Origin of the sequence: Cellulomonas septica, assembly GCF_012396155.1 — a bacterium.
Lineage (GTDB): Bacteria > Actinomycetota > Actinomycetes > Actinomycetales > Cellulomonadaceae > Cellulomonas > Cellulomonas septica.
Map to the genome: position 1 here is coordinate 1 of NZ_JAAXOY010000007.1, position 19,697 is coordinate 19,697.

Genomic DNA, 19,697 nt, shown 5'->3' on the forward strand with positions numbered 1-19,697 from the left:
GCTCGCGGGCAACCACGCGGTGACCGGCCTCGTCGAGGCCGGCGCGCCGACGCTCCAACGCCAGCAGGTGCCCGCCGCACCACCCGCGGCGCCACCGGCCGCCCCGCCCGCCGCGGGGGCAGGGGCCCCCCTCGCTGCCCCCGCGGAGCCGCAGCACCGCTTCGCGCGCATCGCGACGTGGACCGGCTGGACCGACTCGGCGGTCACGACGCACGACGTCGTCGGGGCCGTGCCGATCGCGCACCACGTCACGCCGATCGACGCCGTGCCCGCGTCGATCACGCCCGTCGGCTGGACGCCCGGGCAGTACGAGTCGCTGGCCGCAGCGACCGCGGCGATCAAGTCCGCGGGGACCGCGGGCGCCGTCTTCCTGGAGAACGGCAGGTACGTCGCCTACCACGCGAGCGGCGAGACGCTGCTGAGCGCGTTCACGCTCGCGAACGTCCTGTGGTTCCCGGAGAAGCCGTGGACGGCCGTGCGGTTCGACACGGACGCGCAGGTCATCGTCACGGAGGACGGCGCCGAGCTGCGGCCGACGCAGTTCACGACGAAGGACGACGCGAAGACGCGCATGGCGGACCAGGCGCTCATGCCCGGTGCGGGCACGGCGTCGACGGACCCGTTCGCGGGCTACAAGCAGGGCCTCGACCTCACGAAGCCCGCGGTGCTCGAGCTCGCGTTCGGCGCGGCCATGCGCGACAACGCGCTCGCGGTCCTCGCGTCCGCGCGGGTGCGGGTCCAGCGCGACGTGGACCGCCGGTTCGCGTCCGGCACGGTCTCCCAGGCGGAGATCCAGACGATGCGCAGCACCGCGGAGTACCTCGCGGGCATCGACGCCGAGATCGCCGCGATCCCGAAGACCATCCCCAGCGGCACGCAGGAGTCGTACGCCGAGTTCCAGGCGAACCACGCGCGGTTCCAGGCGCTGCAGGCCCGTCGTCGCGTGGTGCTCGCGCGGTACCCGGCGCTCGCGCGCGTGGACGTCACGGCGTTCGCACGGCTGAGCCCCGAGGAGCAGAACGCGCAGCTCGGCGCGGACGCGCTGCAGGTCCTCGAGGACATCGACACGACCCGCAACAACATCCACGACGGGTCGGTCAACCTGTGGAAGATCCGCTCGGTCGTCGACTCGACGATCGCCGGTCTCGGCATCTCCGACCCCGAGGCGCGCAAGCAGGTCGAGAAGCTCGTCACGGCGAACCAGACGTCGATCGCCGAGACCGTCCTCACGCTGTTCACGCTCGCGTTCGGCATCGGCGCGGCGTTCGCGACGGGTCCCGTCGGCCTCGCGCTGGCCGCGGGGGCGTTCGGCCTGGGCGTGGCGGACGCGGTCGCGCAGACCGAGGCGTTCTTCGCCGAGAAGGCGGCGTCCAACACCGACCTCGACCCGGCGCAGTCGCTGCTGTCGCCCGACGAGGCGCGCTCGTGGGGCTGGCTCGTCGTCGCGTGGGTGGGTGTCGTCGCCGACGCCGCGCAGGTCGTGACGGCGCTCAAGGCGGTGAAGGCCGCCAACGGCACGCTCGAGGTGGGGGTCACCGCGCTCGCGAAGGGCGACCAGCGGCTCGCCGCGGACCTGCGCCGTGCCGCGGGCATCGCCGACGCGGGCGAGGTGCTCACGGAGGCGCTGCGGCCCGGGCTGTCGCGTCGCGTCGGCACGACGATCGAGGTGAACGCGTCGCTCGCGCCGCGCGAGATCCGGGTGGACATCCTGGTCGACGACGCGGGACGCGTGTCGGTGCAGGGCATGGTCGTCGGCGCGGAGGCGACGGTCGGCGAGATCCTCGCGCACGGGCAGGTCGTCACGATGGTGCGCCGCTACGACGGGCTCGTCGGCAAGATCCGCGAGCTCGTCGACAAGGTGCGCTCGCTGGCCGGCTTCCCGGCGCCGGGCGTCAACCCCTTCAGGGCGGGGTCGCAGGCGTACGAGTCGTTCTTCGAGGTCATGAAGCTGCCCGACATCATCGCGGCCCGGCGGGCCGCGCTCGGGCGCGCCATCGGCACCGCCGAGGAGGACGTGCTGCGTCGCGAGGTCCGGTTCCTCGAGTCGGAGCTCGTCGAGCACTCCGCGGCGGTCGAGCGCATGGCCGCCGAGAAGGGCTCCGGGTTCGTCGCCGCCGCGGGCGAGGAGACGCGCAACGCGATCCGGTCCGGCGTCGTGCCGCCCATCGAGGGCAACGCGCTCGTGAAGGACCCGTCAGCCTACTACTACCGGCGCAACCCGGCCGGCGACCCGCCGTTCCTGCTGACGCGGTTCGCCGACTCGTCCGAGCCTGCGCTGACCCTCGTGCGCGAGGGGTCGGGGTGGAAGATCGCGGCGGGTGCGCTGTCGCGGCGCGAGGAAGGTGCGGCGCTCGTCGCGTCGTGGAGCGACGACCTCAGGCGCGGGTTCGCGGCGCTCGTGGGCCGGTTCGCCGACGCGACCGTCGTGCCGCTGCGGGGTGTCGCGACGACCCGACGCCGCCTGCAGGAGGTCGTCACCGGGGCCCAGCAGTACGAGCTGCGCCAGATCCTCGCGGAGGCGCTGCGGTCGCGTCCCGACCCGCTGGTCGAGGCGACGCAGTCCGTCGACGCGCTCCTCGCGCACGAGATCGTCGTCGTGCGCGGCACCGACCAGCTGCGTGCGTACAACTACCGGCTCGCGTTCGAGACGGCCGCGGGCGCCCCGGCGTCCGGGGACCTGCACCACCTCATCCCGCTCTACCTCGGCGGCGACCACCGGCGGCTCGTCGACATCGAGCCGCTGCTGCACGACCGCCTGCACACGCTCATCGAGGGCATCCCGATCGGCGACGGCGTGACGCTCGCGCCGTCGTCGATCCAGAACTCGGCCGCGCGCCCCGACTCGACGACGACCGCGGTCCTCGTGCAGGGCTGCGCCGAGCACCGACGCATCCGCCTCACGTACCGGTCGGGCAACGGCACCGAGTGGGACGCCGACGTCGAGCCGTGGTCCGTCGTGGTGCGGCACAGCCGCTGGTACCTGCTGTGCCGGACGGCCCGCGACGAGGTGCGCGCGTACCGCGTCGACCGCGTGCGCGCCGCGACCGTGCTGGACGAGGTGTTCACGCCGCCCGCGGACCTGGACCCGGTCGCGCTGCTCGAGGAGAACCTCGCGACGGGCTGGGAGTACGCGACGGAGGTCGAGATCGACGCCCCGCTCGACGACGTCGCGCGCTGGGTCTCCCCCGCGCTCGGCCGGCTCACGGCGGTCGACGCGCAGACGACGCGCCTGGTGGGGAGCACGAGCAACCCGTGGTGGTACGCCGAGCAGCTCGTCCGGACGCCCGCGCCGTACCGCGTGATCGGCTGCCCGGAGCTGCGGGAGACGACGCGCGCGCTGGGGCGACGGCTGCTCGACGCGGCCGGCTGAGCGTCGCCCGTCCTGCGATCTGGCGGCGCGGTGAACTGGACGTACGTCCATGACCAGGGTCGAAGGACTGCTGAATGTCACCCGGATGAGTGACACTAGTCAGACACCCCTTTCTTCCGCGCACATCCGCGCGCCCGAAACCGATGGGACCACCATGAGAGCCCTCACCCGCCGCACCCTGACCGCCGGCGCCGTCGTCGCGACCTCCGCGATCCTCGGCGTCCTCGCACCCGCCGTCGCGTCCGCGGCCGACAGCACCGACGGTGCACCCACGACCACGACCGGGCAGGCTGACGTCGAGGAGGTGACCTCCGTGTCCGCGATCACCGCGATGTGGCTCTGGGACAACTCCGTCGACCCCGCGCAGGACGGCCGTGGCACCGGCTACGCGTTCGCCACGCCCGCCGGCGTCGTCGCGTTCGCGCAGGAGCACGGGCTCGAGACGATCCACGTCTCCGCGCCCTGGGCGTCCGACGAGGGACCCGTCGCCACCTGGATGACCGACACGCTCGTCGCGCTCGACGCCGCGGGCGTCGACGCGGGCGTGCTCGGCGGCGACGCGCCCTGGCTCGACAACCCCGCGCTCGCCGTGCAGTGGATGACCGCCGCGACGCACGACCGCCCGGTCACGCACGTGCAGCTCGACGTCGAGCCGTGGACGCTCCCCGCGTGGCAGGCCGACCCGCAGGCCGCGAGCGCGCAGTGGCTGCACATGCTCGACGTCGTGCGCGCCGCGATGCCCGCGGGCGTCGACCTCGCCGTCGACGCGCCCTGGTGGCTCACGACGGTCGCGAGCCCCGACGGCACCGGCACGCTCTTCGACGACGTCCTCGAGCGCGTCGAGCACGTCGGCGGTGTCCGTCGGCGCGATCACGTCGACCTCGTCGTCGCGCAGCGCGGTCACCTGGTCGAGCGGGTGCAGCGCGGTGCGGAGCACGACGCGGTCGAACGCGGCCGGCCGCGCACCCTCGTACGACTCGTTCCGGACCAGGTCCACGCGCTCCTCGCCGACGACGCGGTCGACGACGTACGGCCCCGTCGTGACGGCGGCGGTCGCGTCCTCCGCGAGCAGCTCCGCGGTGAGGCCCGTCCGCCACGCGAGGGACAGCGACCGCAGGGCCCCCTTGTCCTCGCCCAGGATCGCGGCGCTGACCGCCGCCGCCGCCTCCGCGGGGTCGTCGATCCCCAGCACCGTGGCGCCGAGCACGTGTGCCGGGACGTTGACGTCGAGCGCGACCTCCCAGTCCGCGACCGGGACGTCGTACACGAGCGTGACGCTCGAGCCCTCGACGATCGGCACCGCGGGGACGTGCACCAGCGCGGCCGACGTCGCGGCGAACGCGACACCCGCGTCGAGCGCGTCGCCGTTCGTCACCTCGCCCGACGCGTCGATCTCGGGCGTCACGTCGTCGTAGAGGCCGCTGCGGGCCGCCCACTCGAGGACCAGGTCGTCCGGCGTCACCGGGACGCCGTCCGACCACAGGGCCGTCGGGGAGATCGTGTAGCGGACCGTGAGCGGCGCGTCCGCGACCTTCTCGACCGTGCCGAACGACTCGTCGAACACCGCCGAGCCGTCCTCGTCGACCGACACGAAGCCCGACTGCGCGAGCGAGCGGACGAGCGTGCTGCCGGGCGTCCGGCCGAGCGTCGTCCCCGCGTTGAGCGACCCGAACGCGCTGCCGACCGCGACGACGACCGTCCCCGCCCGCTCCGGGTCGGGCTCCGGCTGCGTGCAGCCGCCGAGCACGAGCCCGAGGACCACGACGAGCGCGGCACCCCCCACCGTCGACCTGCGCACGCCTGCGACCTCCCGGATCGTGTGCCGCACGGGACTCCCCCGCCGGACGTCTCGCCTGGACGGTCTCACACCGCCGCCACCTGCGGATATCGGTCGTCACCACCCGGAACTGAACTCTGCCGGACAACTCGGGTACGGAGGACTTTCGCCACGCGGCGCCGTACCCCGCCCGACGTTCCGCCGGGACGACGAAGGCCGTGCCCGCGGCACCCGCCGGCACGGCCTGCGTCGCGGCAGGAACGTCAGAAGCCGCCCTCGGCGCCGCCCCGCGGGTCGGATGCCTGGCCCTGGCCCTGCGACTGCGTCTTGCGCTGCTCCGCCGCCTCGGCACCGCGGCCGTGCACGAACGCCTCGGCCTCGGCGTCGGCCTGGCGCAGCGCCGCCTCGGCCTCCTCGATGAGCCGGTCGCGCTCCTCGCGGCGCAGCTTCTGCTCGGCCGGGTTCGGCACGGGCACCGCGGCGAGCAGGCGCTTGGTGTAGTCCTGCTGCGGGGTGCGCAGGATCGAGTCGCGGTCGCCGACCTCGACGAGCAGACCCTTGTTCATGACCGCGATGCGGCTGGACAGGATCTCGACGACGGCCAGGTCATGGCTGATGAACAGGCACGCGAAGCCGTACTCGCGCTGCAGCTCCTGGAACAGCTCGAGGACGCGCGCCTGGACGGACACGTCGAGCGCGGACGTCGGCTCGTCGGCGATGAGCAGCTTGGGGCTGAGCGCGAGCGCACGGGCGATGCCGACGCGCTGCCGCTGACCGCCGGACAGCTCGTGCGGGTACCGGTTGCGCATCGACCGCTGCAGGTGGACGCGGTCCAGGAGGTCCTCGACGCGCTTGCTCAGCTCGGCGCCCTTGGCGATGCCGTGCAGCTTGAGCGGCTCGCCGATGGACTCGCCGATCGGCAGACGCGGGTTGAGCGACGAGCCCGGGTCCTGGAAGACGATCGAGACGTCCTGGCGGACCTCGCGCAGCGTCTTCGGCTTCACGCCCGCGAGCTCGACCCCGTTGACCTTGAGCGACCCGCCCGCGACGGGCAGCAGGCCGACGGCGGCACGGCCGACGGTCGTCTTGCCCGAGCCGGACTCGCCGACGAGGCCGAGGACCTCGCCGCGCGCGATCGTCAGGTCGACGCCGTTGATCGCCCGGAACGCGGGGATCCGGCCGCGCGACGGGTACTCGATGATGAGGTCCTTCGCCTCGAGCGCGTACCCCGTGGCCGTCGCCGCCGGTGCGGGCGCCTGGACGGGGGTCGCGGTCGTGGCGGAGGTCGAGGTGACGTCGTGCTCCGCGCCCGGCGCCTGGAACGTCGCCGAGCCCAGGTGGGGCACCGACTCGAGGAGCTGGATCGTGTAGGGGTGCGTCGGGCGGTTGAAGATCGTGTCCGAGTCGCCCGACTCGACGATGCGGCCGTTCTTCATGACGAGCACGCGGTCGGACAGGTCCGCCACGACGCCCATGTCGTGCGTGATGAGCACGATGCCGGAGTCGATGCGGCTGCGCAGGTCGCGCATGAGCTTGAGGATCTCGGCCTGGACGGTGACGTCGAGGGCCGTCGTCGGCTCGTCCGCGATGAGCAGCTTGGGGTCGCACGCGAGGGCCTGCGCGATCATGCCGCGCTGGCGCTGACCGCCTGACAGCTGGTGCGGGTACTTGTCGACCGCGCGCTCCGGGTCCGGGATGTCGACGAGCTTGAGCAGCTCGATCGCGCGCTGCCGCGCGGCCTTGGGGCCCAGGTCGAAGTGCACGCGCAGGGTCTCGATGATCTGGAACCCGACCGTGTAGACGGGGTTCAGCGCGGTCATCGGCTCCTGGAAGATGACCGCGACCTCCTTGCCGCGCACCGAGCTGAGCTGCTTGTGCGTGAGGCCGAGGAGCTCGCGACCCGCGAGCTTCGCGGAGCCGGTGGCGCGGCCGTTCGGCGGCAGCAGCCCGATGAGGGACATCGACGACTGCGTCTTGCCCGACCCGGACTCGCCGACGATGGCGAGGACCTCGCCGGGCCGGACGTCGTAGGTGACCTCCGTGGCGGCGGGGTACCACTCGCCGTCGACGAAGAACTCGACGGTCAGGTCACGGACCTCGAGGATGGGCGCCTTGCCGTCCGGCGTCGGGGCCGGGACGTTCGCGAGGGTCTCGGTGCTCACTGGTCGAGCAGTTCCTTCCGTGCGGGGGCCGGGGCGGTCGCGCGGTGGCGCGCAGCCGGTCCGGAGCCGTCTGGGACGATGACCGCATGGTGGCGGACGTCGTGGAGTTCCGGCCGGGGTTCGGCCGATGGGTTGCCGGTGGTGTCGTGGTGCTGTGCCTGGTGGGCGCCGTGACGGGCCTGGTCGACGACGCGTCGACGACGCTCCCCTACCTGCCGCTGCTGGCGCTGGTCGCCGTCGGCGCCTGGGCCGCCTACTGGCGTCCCGCGGTGATCGTGACGCCCGCGGGCGTCGAGATCCGCAACGTGCTGCGGACCGTGGAGATCCCCTGGCCGGCGGTCCAGGAGATCGGCACCCAGTACGCGCTGACGCTGCGCACCGTGTACGGCTCCTACTCGGCCTGGGCGGCACCCGCGCCGAGCGCCGTCCGCACCGGCCGCACGCAGGCGGGCGCCGACAAGAACCTGCCGAGCAGCACCTACGGCCCCGGCGGCGGCGTCCGCCCCGGCGACCTGGCCGGCACCGACTCCGGCGACGCGGCCGCGATCGTGCGGCAGCGCTGGGAGGAGGCCCGTGACGCCGGGCTCCTGGACGACCCGCGGTTCGAGCGCGAGCGACCGCGCGTGCGCTGGCACACCGGCACGATCGCCGCGCTGGCGATCCTGCTGGTGGCCAGCGTCGCGGCGCTCGCGCTCTGAACGGCGGGTCACGGGATCAGGCTCCGGCGGTCGCCGGGACGCCGGACTTGCGCTCGGCGCGACGCGACGCCCGGGCGAGGGCCCGACGCGTCGGGATGCGCCGCTGACGCGGGTCGAACGCGTCACGCAGGCCGTCGCCGATGAAGTTGATGCAGAGCGCGATCGTCACGATGAACAGACCGGGCCACCAGAACAGCCACGGCCGCGTCGCGAACGCCGTCTGGTACTCGTTGATGAGGTTGCCCAGCGAGACGTCGGGGAACGCGATGCCGAAGCCGAGGTAGCTGAGCGCCGTCTCGAGCAGGATCGCCGCGGCCATCAGCAGCGTCGCGTTGACGATGATGACGCCGACCGCGTTCGGCAGGATGTGCTTGAACATGATCCGGCCGTTGCTCGCACCGGCCACGCGCGCCGCGTCGACGAACTCCCGCTCGCGCAGCGACAGGAACTCGCCGCGGACCAGACGGGCCATGGACGTCCAGCTGACCGCCGCGAGGGCGAGCGCGAGGGTCACGGGGTTGGCGCCGCCGACCCACGCACCGAGGATCGCGCCGACCATGATCACGGGGATCGTGATGACCATGTCCGTGAACCGCATGAGCAGGTTGTCCAGGCGGCCACGGAAGAAGCCGGCCGAGGCGCCGATCGCGATGCCGATGGCCGACGCGAGCAGGCCGATGATCACCATGACGGTGAGCGACTGCTGCGTGCCGCGCATGACGAGCGCGAACACGTCCTTGCCGATGTTGTCCTGACCGAACGGGTGCTCGCCGATGGTGAGGCCGCCCGAGAAGGACAGCGTCGGGGCGCCGCCGGAGTTGACGATCGGCGACAGGTCGGACGGCGAGTACTTCCACCAGCCGGGGATGGGCCCCCAGCCGATCGACGTGGTGGCCAGGACGACGACGCACAGCAGGACGAACGCCGACGCCATGGCGCCGCGGTGGCGGAGGAACCGGCGCAGGACGATGCGGCCCTGCGAGAGCCCCTCGACCTCCTTGAGCTCGATCGCGTTCTCGACGACGTCGTGGTGCTCGGGGCCGTCCAGCTGCTGGGGCGTGATGGGCGTGGGCGTGGTCATGCGTTCACCCGGATCCTGGGGTCGAGGGCGGCGTAGACGAAGTCCACGACGATGTTGGCGAGGACGAGCAGAGTCCCGACGACGAGGAAGTACCCCATGATCGGGTCGGCGTCTCTCGCCCCCAGCGAGTGGATGAAGAGCGAGCCCATGCCGCTCCACGAGAAGATCCGCTCGGTGATGATCGCGCCGCCGAACAGGGCCGCGATGTCGAGCGGGATGATCGTCGCGAGCGGGATCAGCGCGTTGCGGAACGCGTGCCGCACGGTGACGACCCGCTCCGGCAGGCCCTTGGCCCGCGCGGTGCGGATGTAGTCCTGGTTCATGACCTCGAGCAGGCTCGCACGCGAGTACCGGGTGTACGACGCGAACGAGATGAGGATGAGCGCGATGGTCGGCAGGATCAGGTGCGTGAACCGGTCGAGCGACTCGACCCAGTAGTCGCCGTTGAGGCCGGGGGTCTGCGAGCCGATGGTCGCGATCGGGCGGCCGTTGATGTAGCTCGAGTCGGTGTACGGCTTCCAGACGTCCATGATGCGGTCGACGTAGATCAGCCCAGCCACCACGAACGCCGTGATCGCCGCGTTGCGCATCGACTGCCCGTAGTCCGGTCCGCCGTACAGGCGCCCCACGACGAGGCCGACGGCGATCGCCACCAGCGCCAGGCCGAGGACCCACAGCCCGTTGAAGCCGGGGGCCACGAAGACGTACTTCAGCGGGAACCACAGCGCGACGCCGATGGCGACGACCGTGAGCGACGACAGCAGCGCGCGACGGTTGTGCAGCCCGGTCGTCATCGCGGTGAGGCCGACCGCCGCACCGGCGCCGAGGACGGCGATGCCGACCATGCCGAGGCTCGGGTCGAGCAGCCAGCCGCTCTCGAGCACCGCGAAGATCACGAGACCGGTCGAGAGCGCGGACGTCACGAACGTGATGAGCCGCCGTCGCAGGTCCCCGCCGATCAGCACCTGCCAGACCAACCCGGCGACCACGGACAGGAACACGATCATCGCGGTGCTCAGCGTCGGGTCCGCGAGGAAGTCGTTGAAGCCGATGGCGCCCCACAGCTTGAGGAGCACCGCGACCCAGAAGGACGGCAGCGAGTACAGGACGAACGACATGAACGTCACCGAGTAGTCGAACCCGGTGTACTGCCGCAGCGCCGAGGCGATGCCGACGGTGATGCCGAGGACGACGGCGAGCACCGTGGCGCCGCCGACGAGCTGGACCGTCGACGGGATCGCGCTCGCCAGGAGGTCGGTGACCTCCTGGTTGGTGACCCAGCTCTGGCCGAGCGTCCCACGCCCGATCAGGTAGCCGAGCACGCCGGCGAGCCACTTGAAGTAGCGGATGACCGGCGGGGTGTCGAGGTCGAGCGCCCGGATCCGGGCCTCGATCAGCTGCTCCTTGTTGGGAGCGCTGCTGGCGTACAGGTCCTCGAGGGGGTCCAGCGCGTACGCGAGGAGCATGTAGACGATGAACGTCGCCCCGAGAAGGACGATCGCCGAGGACAGCAGACGGCGACCGATGAAGGTCAACGTCGGCGCGGAGGCGCTGAGGCTTCGGCGCCGGGGGGCCTGCGCGGCCGGTGCGGCTGTGGCCGCTGCCGGAGCCGGCGCGAGGCTCTTCTCAGAGGTGACCATGGGGTCCTGACCTCGTTCGCGTGGGGATGGTGGCGAAGGACGATTCTACGAGGGCTCGGCGGTCTCGGTGGTGCCGCAGGTCCCACGTCTGTGTCCGCGCAGGTCAGCGACCATGCGGTCGGTGCCCGGGCGAACGACGAGGGTGCCGCGGCCTGGTGGCCGCGGCACCCCCTGTCGTGCGTGTCACAGCGAGCTGAGGGTCAGCCCTCGGTCTCCTCGGTCGCGGCCGGCGTCGCCGTCGGCGCGTCGAGCGAGTCGTCGGCGCTGATCTCCCACTCCCAGTAGTTCCAGAAGATCGTCGGCGACAGCGGGATCGTCGAGACGCCCTTCAGCACGGAGCGGTTCGCCACCACGCCGGGGAACTGGAAGATCGGGACACCGAACGCGTCGGCGAAGAGCTGCTTCTCGATGTTGGTCGTCAGCTCCTTCTCCTCGTCGCCCGAGGCCGTGGCCATGTCGACGTACCACTGGTCGACGTCGGCGTTGGAGTAGCCACCGAAGTTGTTCAGACCACCGGTGACGTAGTTGCCCTCGGAGTTCAGGGCGAACGTGTTGGTCGACTGCCAGCCGAACAGCGACGCGTCGTACGACGCCGTGTCGGACAGGCGCGAGCCCCACTGGTCGTCACCCTCGTCCACGACGGTGAAGCCAGCCTGGGCGGCGGAGGCAGCGATCAGCTGGTACTCGTTCGCGCGGCGGACGTTCGACTTGCCGTAGAGGAAGCGGACGCTGACCGGCGTGGCCACGCCGGCCTCGGCGAGCAGCGCCTGGGCGCCGGCGATGTCGACCTCGGCGAAGGCGTCGGAGCCGTTGTTGGCGATGACGTCGTCGTAGGTCGGCGAGCCCGGGACCACCGTGAAGGAGTCACGCGTCTCGGCGTCCTCCTGCAGCGGCTTGATGAGCTTCTCGATGATCTCCTGGCGCGGGATCGTCTTGAGGAACGCCTCGCGGACCTTGCGGGCCTTCTCGGCGTCGCCGCCGTAGGTCGCCGGGTCGAACGGACCACCGTTGTTCATGATCGTGTCGACGTGCTCGAACGTGCCCTCGGGCGCGGTCGTGTAGTCGATGTTGTCGAGGCCCTCGAGGGTCTTGATGACGTCGACGGACGACTGCGGCTGGATGAGGTCGACCTCACCGTTCTGCAGGGCCGTGACGGACGCCAGCGGGTCCTCGGTGTAGCGGATCGTGATCGACGAGACCTTGGGCTTCGGGCCCCACTCGTAGTCGTCACGCGCCTGGAGCGTCATGTACTGGTTCTCGACGTACTCCGACATGACGTACGCGCCGGACGACAGGTACAGCGACTCGTCGTCGGGCAGCGAGGTGAAGTCGAACGAGGAGTTCCAGACCTTGGCGATCTTCGACAGGTCCTCGGTCTTGTTCTCCGTGAACGCGTCGATGATGGCCTGCTTGCCCTCCTCGGCGTCGTCGATGCCGAGCGCGAGCTTGGCGACGGCGTGCGCGGCGACGGGCGAGGGCTGGAAGGAGACCTCCCAGTCGGAGCGGGGCTCCGAGTAGACCAGCGTGACCGAGCGGCCGTCGTCCGAGATCTCGGGCGCGTCGTTGATCAGGGTCATGGCGACGGAGGAACCGTCGAAGTAGACGCCGGCGTCGATGGCGTCCTGGTTGGTGACGTTGCCCTCTTCGTCGTACTCCGGCTGGACGTTGTCGAAGTCGTCGTCCTGCGGGCCCCAGTACAGGAGGAGGTCGGCCGCGTCGACGGGGGTGCCGTCGGACCACTTCACGCCCTCGTTGATCGTGTACTTGATCGTCAGCGGGTCGTCGGAGACCTTCTCGTACGTGCCGACGTCCTCGTTCTTCACGAGGTTGAGGTCGCCGTCGTAGTAGTTGAACTGCGCGTTCGTGAGGTACAGAACGTTCGCGTTGGTGGTCGCGTTGCCGACCGACGTGAGGTTGTTCTGCGAGTAGAACGGCTGGTTCCAACCGACGCTGACCGAGGTGTCCTCCTCGATCTCCGAGCCCGTCTCAGGTCCGGAGCACGCTCCGAGCACCAGGGCGCCGACGGCGACCGGGGCCGCCATGGCGCTGATTCGCCTGATCTTCAATGTTCCTCCTGGGAAGGGGAGGACGTGCGGCGCCGCCGTGCGCCCGGGGTGACCGTGCGCCGGACGGCGGGCAGGTACACGTCCGCCGTGAGTTGGGCACACGCTAGTCAAGCAGCGTCGGACATATCGGGCACGTCGTGACTCGCGGCCCGATCGTTACCTGATTGATACTGGCTGGTACCGTCCACGATACGAGACACGTGGCCTGGGGAAACATCGAGGAAACATGTCCGATCCGGTGATCCCAGGCCCCTGAACGGGCAATTCGTTCCCGTGGCGCTCGGAAGTGTGCTACGGCGGGGTGTCTCACGGCGTCAGGTCAGACCTCTCGCGGGCATGCCCCAAGATTCACCCGTGAGCTCCCTCCTGCGACGCCTCGGCCGCACGCGCGCCTTCGCCCGGCTCGGACGCGCCGTCTCCGGGCTCGACCGCCGCATCCAGCAGACCACCGACGGGCGCTGGAGCGTCGTCGGCCGGCCCACGCTCCCCCAGCTGGTCCTCACGACGACCGGGCGGCGCAGCGGGGAGCCGCGCGACGCCGTGCTCCTCTACGCGCGCGACGACGACCGGTTCGTCGTCATCGGGTCCAACTGGGGCCAGCAGCACCACCCCGCCTGGTCCCTCAACCTCCTCGCCGACGCCCGCGCGCGCGTCGCCGTGGGCGGCCGCACCGTCGACGTCGTCGCGCACCTGGCGTCCGACGCCGAGCGCGAGCGCCTCCTCGGCGCGCTGCGCGCCGTCTGGCCCGGCTACGACGAGTACGCCGTCCGCTCGGGCCGGGACCTGCGCGTCTTCGTCCTCGAACCGGTCACCGCCTGAGCGACGGCACCGGTCAGGATCGAAGAAGCGCTCGTGACCGGGCCGTTCCTAGCATCGGACTCACGGAACGACGCACCACGACCCGGAGGACGACGTGAACGCCGCCAGCACCGACGAGCAGGGCAAGAACTTCACCGCCGAGGAGCGCGCCGCGATGAAGGAGCGCGCCAAGGAGGTCCGGACCGCGAAGCGCAAGGGCGCCGCTGCCGACCCGCTCGCCGACCTCCTCGAGAAGATCGCCGAGATGTCCGACGCCGACCGGGAGATCGCCGAGAAGATCCACGCGATCGTCACCGAGGTCGCGCCCGACCTGCAGCCGAAGACCTGGTACGGCCAGCCCGCCTACGCGAAGAACGGCAAGGTCGTGCTGTTCTTCCAGGCGTCGTCGAAGTTCAAGACCCGGTACGCGACGCTCGGGTTCAACGAGGACGCGGCGCTCGACGACGGCGACCTGTGGCCGACGGCGTTCGCGATCACCGTGGTCACCCCGGCGGTCGAGTCGACGATCCGCGACCTCGTGGCGCGCGCGGCGGGCTGACCGGGGCGCGGGGTGCGGTCCCGGCTCAGTACGTGTTCTTGAGGAGGAAGAACGAGCCGCGGATCGTGCCCGCGAGCTTCGACCTCTGCCGCGCGAACTTGAAGCGGTCGGCGAGCTCGTCCGGCACGTCCATCCCGTCGGACAGCTTGAAGCCGACCGCGCGCTTGCCGCCGTCGGCCAGCGTGTAGAGGACGTTGACCGACAGACCCGACTCGTAGAAGACGTACGTCCACCGGACCCCGTCGACCTCGAACGCCGTCGCCTCCAGGGGCCGGGACGCGATCACGAGGTCGCGCTCCTCCTTCAGGATCCGGTGCACGTACGCGACGGTGTCGGCGGCGTCGGACGCCGGCTCGGTCGTGAACACGTGGTCGTACTTCGTCCGGAAGTACCTCGCCTCGTTCGCCCGCAGACCGGCGAGCGCGTCCGCGACGGGCGACGACTCCAGCCCGACCGTCGAGACGTCCTGGAAATCGACGACGTACGACACGTGTCCTCCTTCGACTCGTCCGCATCTCGGCGGAGGGGGTCCTCGCCCGTCGGCGCGTGCTCCCGCCATTGAAGCGGACCCACCCGTCCCTGTCGCCGGCCGACCGCCCGTCGCGCGTCCTGTGGTCGACGGTCCCGTCCCGCGCCACCATCTCCTCATGCCGCGCTACGCGATCGACGCCCCGACCCTGCTGTGGCTCGTCGACGAGGATCGCCGCCTTGCCCCCGACGTCCAGCTCGTCGCACCGAAGTCCGTGCTCGTCGACGGCCTCGACCTCCTGCTCGCAGCCGTCCGCGCGGGCGACCGCGAGCGCGCCGACGCCCTCGACGCCCACACCCGGATGACGGAGACGAAGATCCGGCTCCTCGGCGACCGCGTCTCCCGGCGGCGCGCCTGGGACCTCGCGCTCCAGCACGGCTGGGCGGGCGTCCGCACCGGCGAGTACGTCGCGGTCGCGCAGCTCCAGGCCGACGCCCTGGTCGCGAGCGACCGCGACCTCCGCGCCGCCGCGGACGGCCTTGTCCCGCTCGCGGACCCGACGGACCTCCTCGGCTGAGCGCGGGCCGACGTCAGCGCAGCGCCGTCGCGCCGATGACGGAGAGGAGCTGCAGCTTCTCGTACGTCTCCGAGCCCGGGACGGCCGTGTAGACGAGCAGCGAGTGCGACTGGCCGGGGTCGATCAGCGTCTGGCAGGTGAGCTCGAGGGTCCCGAGCTCGGCGTGCACGAAGTGCTTCACCTCGGGCGGGCGGACGCCGACCTCCTGCCGGTCCCAGAGCGTGCGGAACTCGTCGCTGCGCGCGAGCAGGTCGTCCGCGAGCGCCGCGGCACGCGAGCCACGACCCCGCACCGCCGCGACCTCGCGCAGCCCGGACACCCACAGCCGCGACAGGTGCGCGTGGTCCTCGGGCGCATAGAGGAGGCGGCTCGACGGGTCGGTGAACCAGCGGTAGCCGATGCTGCGCGCAGGACCCGTGTAGCGCATGAGGTCGCCGGTGAGCGCGACGCCGAGGGGCGTCTGGCGCAGGGTCTCACCGAGCTCGGTGACGATCTCGGCCGGGGTGTCCTCGAGCCGGTCGAAGATGCGCAGCAGGCCGGGGCTGACGTGCTCGCTCGGGGTCCCGCTCGGCGGCGGGCGGTGGCCCGCGAGCCGGTACAGGTGGTCGCGCTCGGCGACCGTGAGGTGCAGCCCTTGCGCGATCGACGCGATCATCTGCTCCGACGGCTGCGGGCCCGTCCCCCGCTCGAGCCGCGCGTAGTAGTCCGTCGACATGTGGCACAGCGCGGCCACCTCCTCGCGACGCAGACCGTCGGTCCGCCGACGCCGCCCGCGCGGCATCCCGACGTCCTCGGGCTGCAGCACCTCGCGTCGGTGCCGCAGGAACTGCGCCATGCCGGGCCGGTCGATCGCCACGCGTCCTCCTGAGGTCGTCCCGACCGTTCTACCTGGCGGTGATCTGCGGATCCACTGACTGCCAGGTCCTGGATAGCGGCCGCGGCACGGGCGAGGGTCGTGTCATCCCCACCGACCAAGGAGCCCCGCTCATGGCACGCACGCCGCACGACGTCACGGTCCCCGACCTCACGGGCACCCGCGCCGTCCTCACCGGCGGGAGCGACGGCATCGGCCTGCGCATCGCGACCCGCCTCGCGGCGGCAGGCGCCTACCTCGTGCTGCCGGTGCGCAACGTCCGCAAGGGTGAGGCCGCCGCCGCCACGATCCGTTCGACGGTGCCGGACGCGACGGTGTCGCTGCACCCCATGGATCTCGACAGCCTGGAGTCCGTCGCGACGTTCGGCGAGGCGATGGGTAGCGAGGGCGAGCCGATCCACCTGCTCGTCAACAACGCCGGCGTCATGACGCCGCCCGACCGGCAGACCACCGCCGACGGCTTCGAGCTCCAGCTCGGCGTCAACCACCTCGGACACGTCGCGCTCGTCTCGCACCTGCTGCCGTTGCTGCGGGCCGGCCGCGCGCACGTGACGTCGCAGGTCAGCATCGCCGCGCGACGCGGCAGCATCCACTGGGACGACCTCAACTGGGAGCGGTCGTACGACGGCATGGCCGCGTACCGGCAGTCGAAGATCGCCTTCGGGCTCTTCGCGCTCGAGCTGCAGCGGCGCAGCGCCGCCGCCGGCTGGGGCCTCACGAGCAACCTGTCGCACCCGGGCGTCGCACCGACCAGCCTGCTGTCCGCCCGCTCCGAGCTCGGGCGCGGCGACGACACACGCGCCGTCCGCGTCATCCGGTGGCTGTCCGCACGCGGCATCCTCGTCGGCACACCCGAGACCGCCGCCCTCCCAGCCCTCTACGCGGCGACGTCACCCGCCGCGCAGCCCGGCCGGCTCTACGGCCCGCAGGGCCCGGGCAACGTCGGCGGCGCACCCGGCGAGCAGGCGCTCTACCCGTCGCTGCGCAGCGAGGACGAGGCCCGCCGCGTCTGGGAGACGTCGCAGGAACTGGTGCGTGAGACGTTCCCCGTCGCGTAGTGGCGCGTCTGTCAGACGCCGGGCGGGTGCGCGGCCACCGCCCTGACGAAGAACCAGAGCCACACGACGAAGAACAGCGTCTGGAGCACGGTGCCGGCGATCCCGACGACGACCGCCCACCGGGCGAGCCCGGCACCGTCCTCCGTGCTCCCCGGAGCACTGAGCTGTCGACGAGCCAGGACCCCGAGCACGATCCCGGCGACCGGGATCATGAAGGCCGCGATGAACGCCACGATCGCGAACGTGCTCGTGCGCGGTGGCACGGGGTGTCCCGTCGACGGGAGCTGGGGAGCGGGCGCGTGGCCGTACGAGGCGGACATCCGGCGGAACCTAGCAGCGGGTCCGGTCGGCAGGCATCGGCCGGACGGGTGCGAGCGATCGACCTAGCCGTCCATCCAGGCCGTGACCGGGGGCGCCGCACGTCGTCACCGTGCAGGGCGCGGTGGGCGCGACAGATGCCTCGGCGGTGCAGGCGGGTCGGGGACGCGCAACGGCCCTCGACGGTCACGCACGTACGTCTCGTAGTCGGCGAAGTGGCGTCGCCGGCCGAGGTAGTGGCCGTAGTGGTCGAACTGCCACCGGCAACCCTCGATGAACTCCTGGTGGTCGCGCAGCCCCAACCGCTCGCACCGCTGCGCGAAGACGTCGAGTCCCTCGAGCATCTCCGCGCACGCCGCGATCGAGGCGCCGTTCGCGCCGTCGAGGACACCGGTGGGCAGCTCGTGCACCGCGCTCGTCAGCCAGTCTCGTTCCCACCAGTACGCGGCGCGGTCGTCGTCGACCGGGCGCTCACGCTGGCGACGGCGCGGTGACGGTCGCGGAGAAGGAACTGCGCGCTGAACCGCCGCTGCGCGGTCTCGATGCGATCCGTCGTCGGGTCCGCCGCTGCCTCGTAGTAGCCGTTCTCGGCGTCGTCGCGCCCCCCGTCCGAGTCGACGAGCCGCGCCAGGGAGACCTCGGTCGGCTCGCCGTTCGGGAGCGTCGCGACCCACGGTCGCTTCGCCGACTCGTCGCTCATGCGGCCAGCCTGTCGCCTGAGGCCCGCGCTGCGCCAGCAGCCGACGGACTCATGCTCAGGTGCGGTACTCCTCGGGGTCGTCCTCGCGCTCGAGCACGAGCGACGCCGAGGGGGCGTAGAGCACCGACGACTCCTCGAGGTGCAGGTGCATGCCCGACGGAACGCCCTCCTGGGCGAGCGTCAGCAGGCGCCGGGCGAGGTCCTCCAGCCCGGCGGCGTCACCCATGATCACGACCTCGTGCCCCTTGTCCGCGTCACCGAGGACGCGGACCTGGAGCCGGTGACCCGCGATCCACGCGATGGTGACGCCTGACTCAGCGCTGTACAGGGGCACGTCGATCCGTCGCTCGACCATGCGTCGACGATCAGACGTTGAAGCGGAACTCGACGACGTCGCCGTCGGCCATCACGTAGTCCTTGCCCTCGACGCGGGCCTTGCCGGCGGCGCGCGCGGCGGCGACGGAGCCGGCGGCGACGAGGTCGTCGAACGAGATGACCTCGGCCTTGATGAAGCCCTTCTGGAAGTCCGTGTGGATGACCCCGGCGGCCTGCGGCGCGGTCCAGCCCTGGCGGATCGTCCAGGCGCGGGCCTCCTTCGGGCCGGCCGTGAGGTAGGTCTGCAGGCCGAGCGTGTGGAAGCCGACGCGGGCGAGCTGGTCGAGCCCTGCCTCGTCCTGGCCGTTCTCGGACAGCATCTCGGCGGCCTCGTCGGGCTCGAGCTCGACGAGCTCGGACTCGAACTTCGCGTCGAGGAAGATCGCGTCCGCGGGGGCGACGAGCGCGCGCAGCTCGTCCTGCATCGCGGTGTCGGCGAGGCCGGCGTCGTCGGTGTTGAAGACGTAGATGAACGGCTTGGCCGTCATGAGCTGGAGCTGCGCGACGTGCTCGTCGTCGGCGAGGCCCGCGGCGAAGAGGGTCTGACCCTTCTCGAGGACCTCGTTCGCGGCGACGGCCGCTGCCAGGAGCGCGGGGTCGGCCTTCTTGCCCTTGACCTCCTTCTCCAGGCGCGGGATGGCCTTCTCGAGGGTCTGGAGGTCGGCGAGGATCAGCTCGGTGCTGATGATCTCGATGTCGTCCTTCGGGTTCACCGCGCCGGACACGTGCACGACGTCGGGGTCGGCGAACGCGCGCGTGACCTGGCAGATCGCGTCGGCCTCGCGGATGTTCGCGAGGAACTTGTTGCCCAGGCCCTCGCCCTCGCTCGCGCCCTTGACGATGCCCGCGATGTCCACGAACGACACCGTCGCGGGCAGGATGCGCTCGGAGCCGAACAGGTCGGCGAGCACCTGGAGACGCGGGTCGGGCAGCGGCACGACGCCGACGTTCGGCTCGATCGTCGCGAACGGGTAGTTCGCCGCGAGGACCTGCGCCCGGGTCAGCGCGTTGAAGAGGGTGGACTTGCCGACGTTGGGCAGGCCGACGATGCCGGGGCCCGTGATGTCGGCCGGGATGATGCCGACGTTCGACTTCCCGGGGCTGATGAGGCCCGGGCAGTTCGGGCCGATGAGCCGGACGCCCTTCTCCTGCGCGTAGGAGAAGAACTCCGCGGT

17 protein-coding genes and 1 pseudogene are annotated in these 19,697 nt (G+C 71.7%); 6 read left to right on the forward strand and 12 right to left on the reverse strand.

Annotated elements, in window-relative coordinates; all coding sequences use genetic code 11:
* Positions 1 to 2,080: 2,080 nt before the first annotated feature.
* Positions 2,081 to 2,989 (forward strand): annotated as a pseudogene (locus tag HGA02_RS21890) (WYL domain-containing protein); the annotation flags it as partial.
* 211 nt (positions 2,990 to 3,200) lie between these two features.
* Here the strand turns inward: HGA02_RS21890 and HGA02_RS21895 are convergent.
* Together HGA02_RS21895 and HGA02_RS01210 are read right to left on the reverse strand one after the other, a co-directional pair.
* Positions 3,201 to 5,168 (reverse strand): ABC transporter substrate-binding protein, encoded by a 1,968-nt coding sequence (locus HGA02_RS21895; RefSeq protein WP_210728010.1) that lies wholly within the window; start codon positions 5,166 to 5,168, stop codon positions 3,201 to 3,203.
* Between the two features lie 242 nt (positions 5,169 to 5,410).
* Positions 5,411 to 7,309 (reverse strand): ABC transporter ATP-binding protein, encoded by a 1,899-nt coding sequence (locus HGA02_RS01210; RefSeq protein WP_343035190.1) that lies wholly within the window; start codon positions 7,307 to 7,309, stop codon positions 5,411 to 5,413.
* Between the two features lie 86 nt (positions 7,310 to 7,395).
* Between HGA02_RS01210 and HGA02_RS01215 the strand changes: the two genes are divergently transcribed.
* Positions 7,396 to 8,007: a PH domain-containing protein gene (locus tag HGA02_RS01215; protein ID WP_124344113.1), complete on the forward strand. Its 612-nt coding sequence runs from the start codon at positions 7,396 to 7,398 to the stop codon at positions 8,005 to 8,007.
* Between the two features lie 16 nt (positions 8,008 to 8,023).
* On the opposite strand, the gene HGA02_RS01220 is transcribed toward HGA02_RS01215, so the two are convergent.
* From HGA02_RS01220 to HGA02_RS01230, 3 genes are all read right to left on the reverse strand, one after another.
* Entirely contained in the window at positions 8,024 to 9,088 is a 1,065-nt protein-coding gene (locus tag HGA02_RS01220; RefSeq protein ID WP_168676695.1) for an ABC transporter permease, read from the reverse strand.
* Entirely contained in the window at positions 9,085 to 10,728 is a 1,644-nt protein-coding gene (locus HGA02_RS01225; protein WP_210728011.1) for an ABC transporter permease, read from the reverse strand. Before HGA02_RS01225 ends, HGA02_RS01220 begins: the two co-directional genes overlap by 4 nt.
* 200 nt (positions 10,729 to 10,928) lie before the next feature.
* Entirely contained in the window at positions 10,929 to 12,794 is a 1,866-nt protein-coding gene (locus HGA02_RS01230) for an ABC transporter family substrate-binding protein (protein ID WP_168676699.1), read from the reverse strand.
* Between the two features lie 354 nt (positions 12,795 to 13,148).
* Here HGA02_RS01230 and HGA02_RS01235 point away from each other — a divergent pair, with 354 nt between their 5' ends.
* Both HGA02_RS01235 and HGA02_RS01240 read left to right on the forward strand, forming a co-directional pair.
* Positions 13,149 to 13,613, forward strand: coding sequence for a nitroreductase/quinone reductase family protein (locus HGA02_RS01235; protein ID WP_343035192.1), 465 nt, complete (start codon positions 13,149 to 13,151; stop codon positions 13,611 to 13,613).
* A 154-nt stretch (positions 13,614 to 13,767) separates the two neighbouring features.
* Entirely contained in the window at positions 13,768 to 14,151 is a 384-nt protein-coding gene (locus tag HGA02_RS01240) for an iron chaperone (protein WP_210728013.1), read from the forward strand.
* Positions 14,152 to 14,176: 25 nt separating this feature from the next.
* Here the strand turns inward: HGA02_RS01240 and HGA02_RS01245 are convergent, their stop codons facing one another.
* Complete coding sequence (locus tag HGA02_RS01245) at positions 14,177 to 14,641, reverse strand: phage tail protein (protein ID WP_168676706.1); 465 nt, start codon at positions 14,639 to 14,641, stop codon at positions 14,177 to 14,179.
* A 157-nt stretch (positions 14,642 to 14,798) separates the two neighbouring features.
* Between HGA02_RS01245 and HGA02_RS01250 the strand changes: the two genes are divergently transcribed.
* Entirely contained in the window at positions 14,799 to 15,197 is a 399-nt protein-coding gene (locus tag HGA02_RS01250) for a hypothetical protein (protein WP_168676708.1), read from the forward strand.
* Between the two features lie 13 nt (positions 15,198 to 15,210).
* Here the strand turns inward: HGA02_RS01250 and HGA02_RS01255 are convergent, their stop codons facing one another.
* Positions 15,211 to 16,032 carry a helix-turn-helix transcriptional regulator gene (locus HGA02_RS01255; RefSeq protein WP_168676720.1) on the reverse strand — a complete coding sequence of 274 codons (822 nt, stop codon included), beginning with the start codon at positions 16,030 to 16,032 and terminating at the stop codon, positions 15,211 to 15,213.
* Positions 16,033 to 16,184: 152 nt separating this feature from the next.
* Here HGA02_RS01255 and HGA02_RS01260 point away from each other — a divergent pair, with 152 nt between their 5' ends.
* A complete protein-coding gene (locus tag HGA02_RS01260) occupies positions 16,185 to 17,129 on the forward strand; it encodes an SDR family oxidoreductase (RefSeq protein ID WP_168676710.1) in 945 nt (314 codons plus the stop codon).
* 11 nt (positions 17,130 to 17,140) lie between these two features.
* Here HGA02_RS01260 and HGA02_RS01265 read toward each other — a convergent pair whose 3' ends face one another.
* The 5 genes from HGA02_RS01265 to ychF all read right to left on the reverse strand — a co-directional run bounded on the left by HGA02_RS01265 (position 17,141) and on the right by ychF (position 19,586).
* Complete coding sequence (locus HGA02_RS01265) at positions 17,141 to 17,449, reverse strand: DUF4190 domain-containing protein (RefSeq protein ID WP_168676712.1); 309 nt, start codon at positions 17,447 to 17,449, stop codon at positions 17,141 to 17,143.
* Between the two features lie 105 nt (positions 17,450 to 17,554).
* On the reverse strand, positions 17,555 to 17,857 hold the full coding sequence (locus HGA02_RS01270) for a hypothetical protein (protein ID WP_168676714.1): 303 nt from the start codon (positions 17,855 to 17,857) through the stop codon (positions 17,555 to 17,557).
* An 8-nt stretch (positions 17,858 to 17,865) separates the two neighbouring features.
* On the reverse strand, positions 17,866 to 18,147 hold the full coding sequence (locus HGA02_RS01275) for a hypothetical protein (protein WP_168676716.1): 282 nt from the start codon (positions 18,145 to 18,147) through the stop codon (positions 17,866 to 17,868).
* A gap of 55 nt (positions 18,148 to 18,202) precedes the next feature.
* Positions 18,203 to 18,502 (reverse strand): Imm32 family immunity protein, encoded by a 300-nt coding sequence (locus tag HGA02_RS01280; RefSeq protein WP_210728012.1) that lies wholly within the window; start codon positions 18,500 to 18,502, stop codon positions 18,203 to 18,205.
* A 10-nt stretch (positions 18,503 to 18,512) separates the two neighbouring features.
* Positions 18,513 to 19,586, reverse strand: a complete 1,074-nt coding sequence (gene ychF, locus HGA02_RS01285) for a redox-regulated ATPase YchF (RefSeq protein ID WP_168676724.1) — start codon at positions 19,584 to 19,586, stop codon at positions 18,513 to 18,515.
* Positions 19,587 to 19,697: the final 111 nt, after the last annotated feature.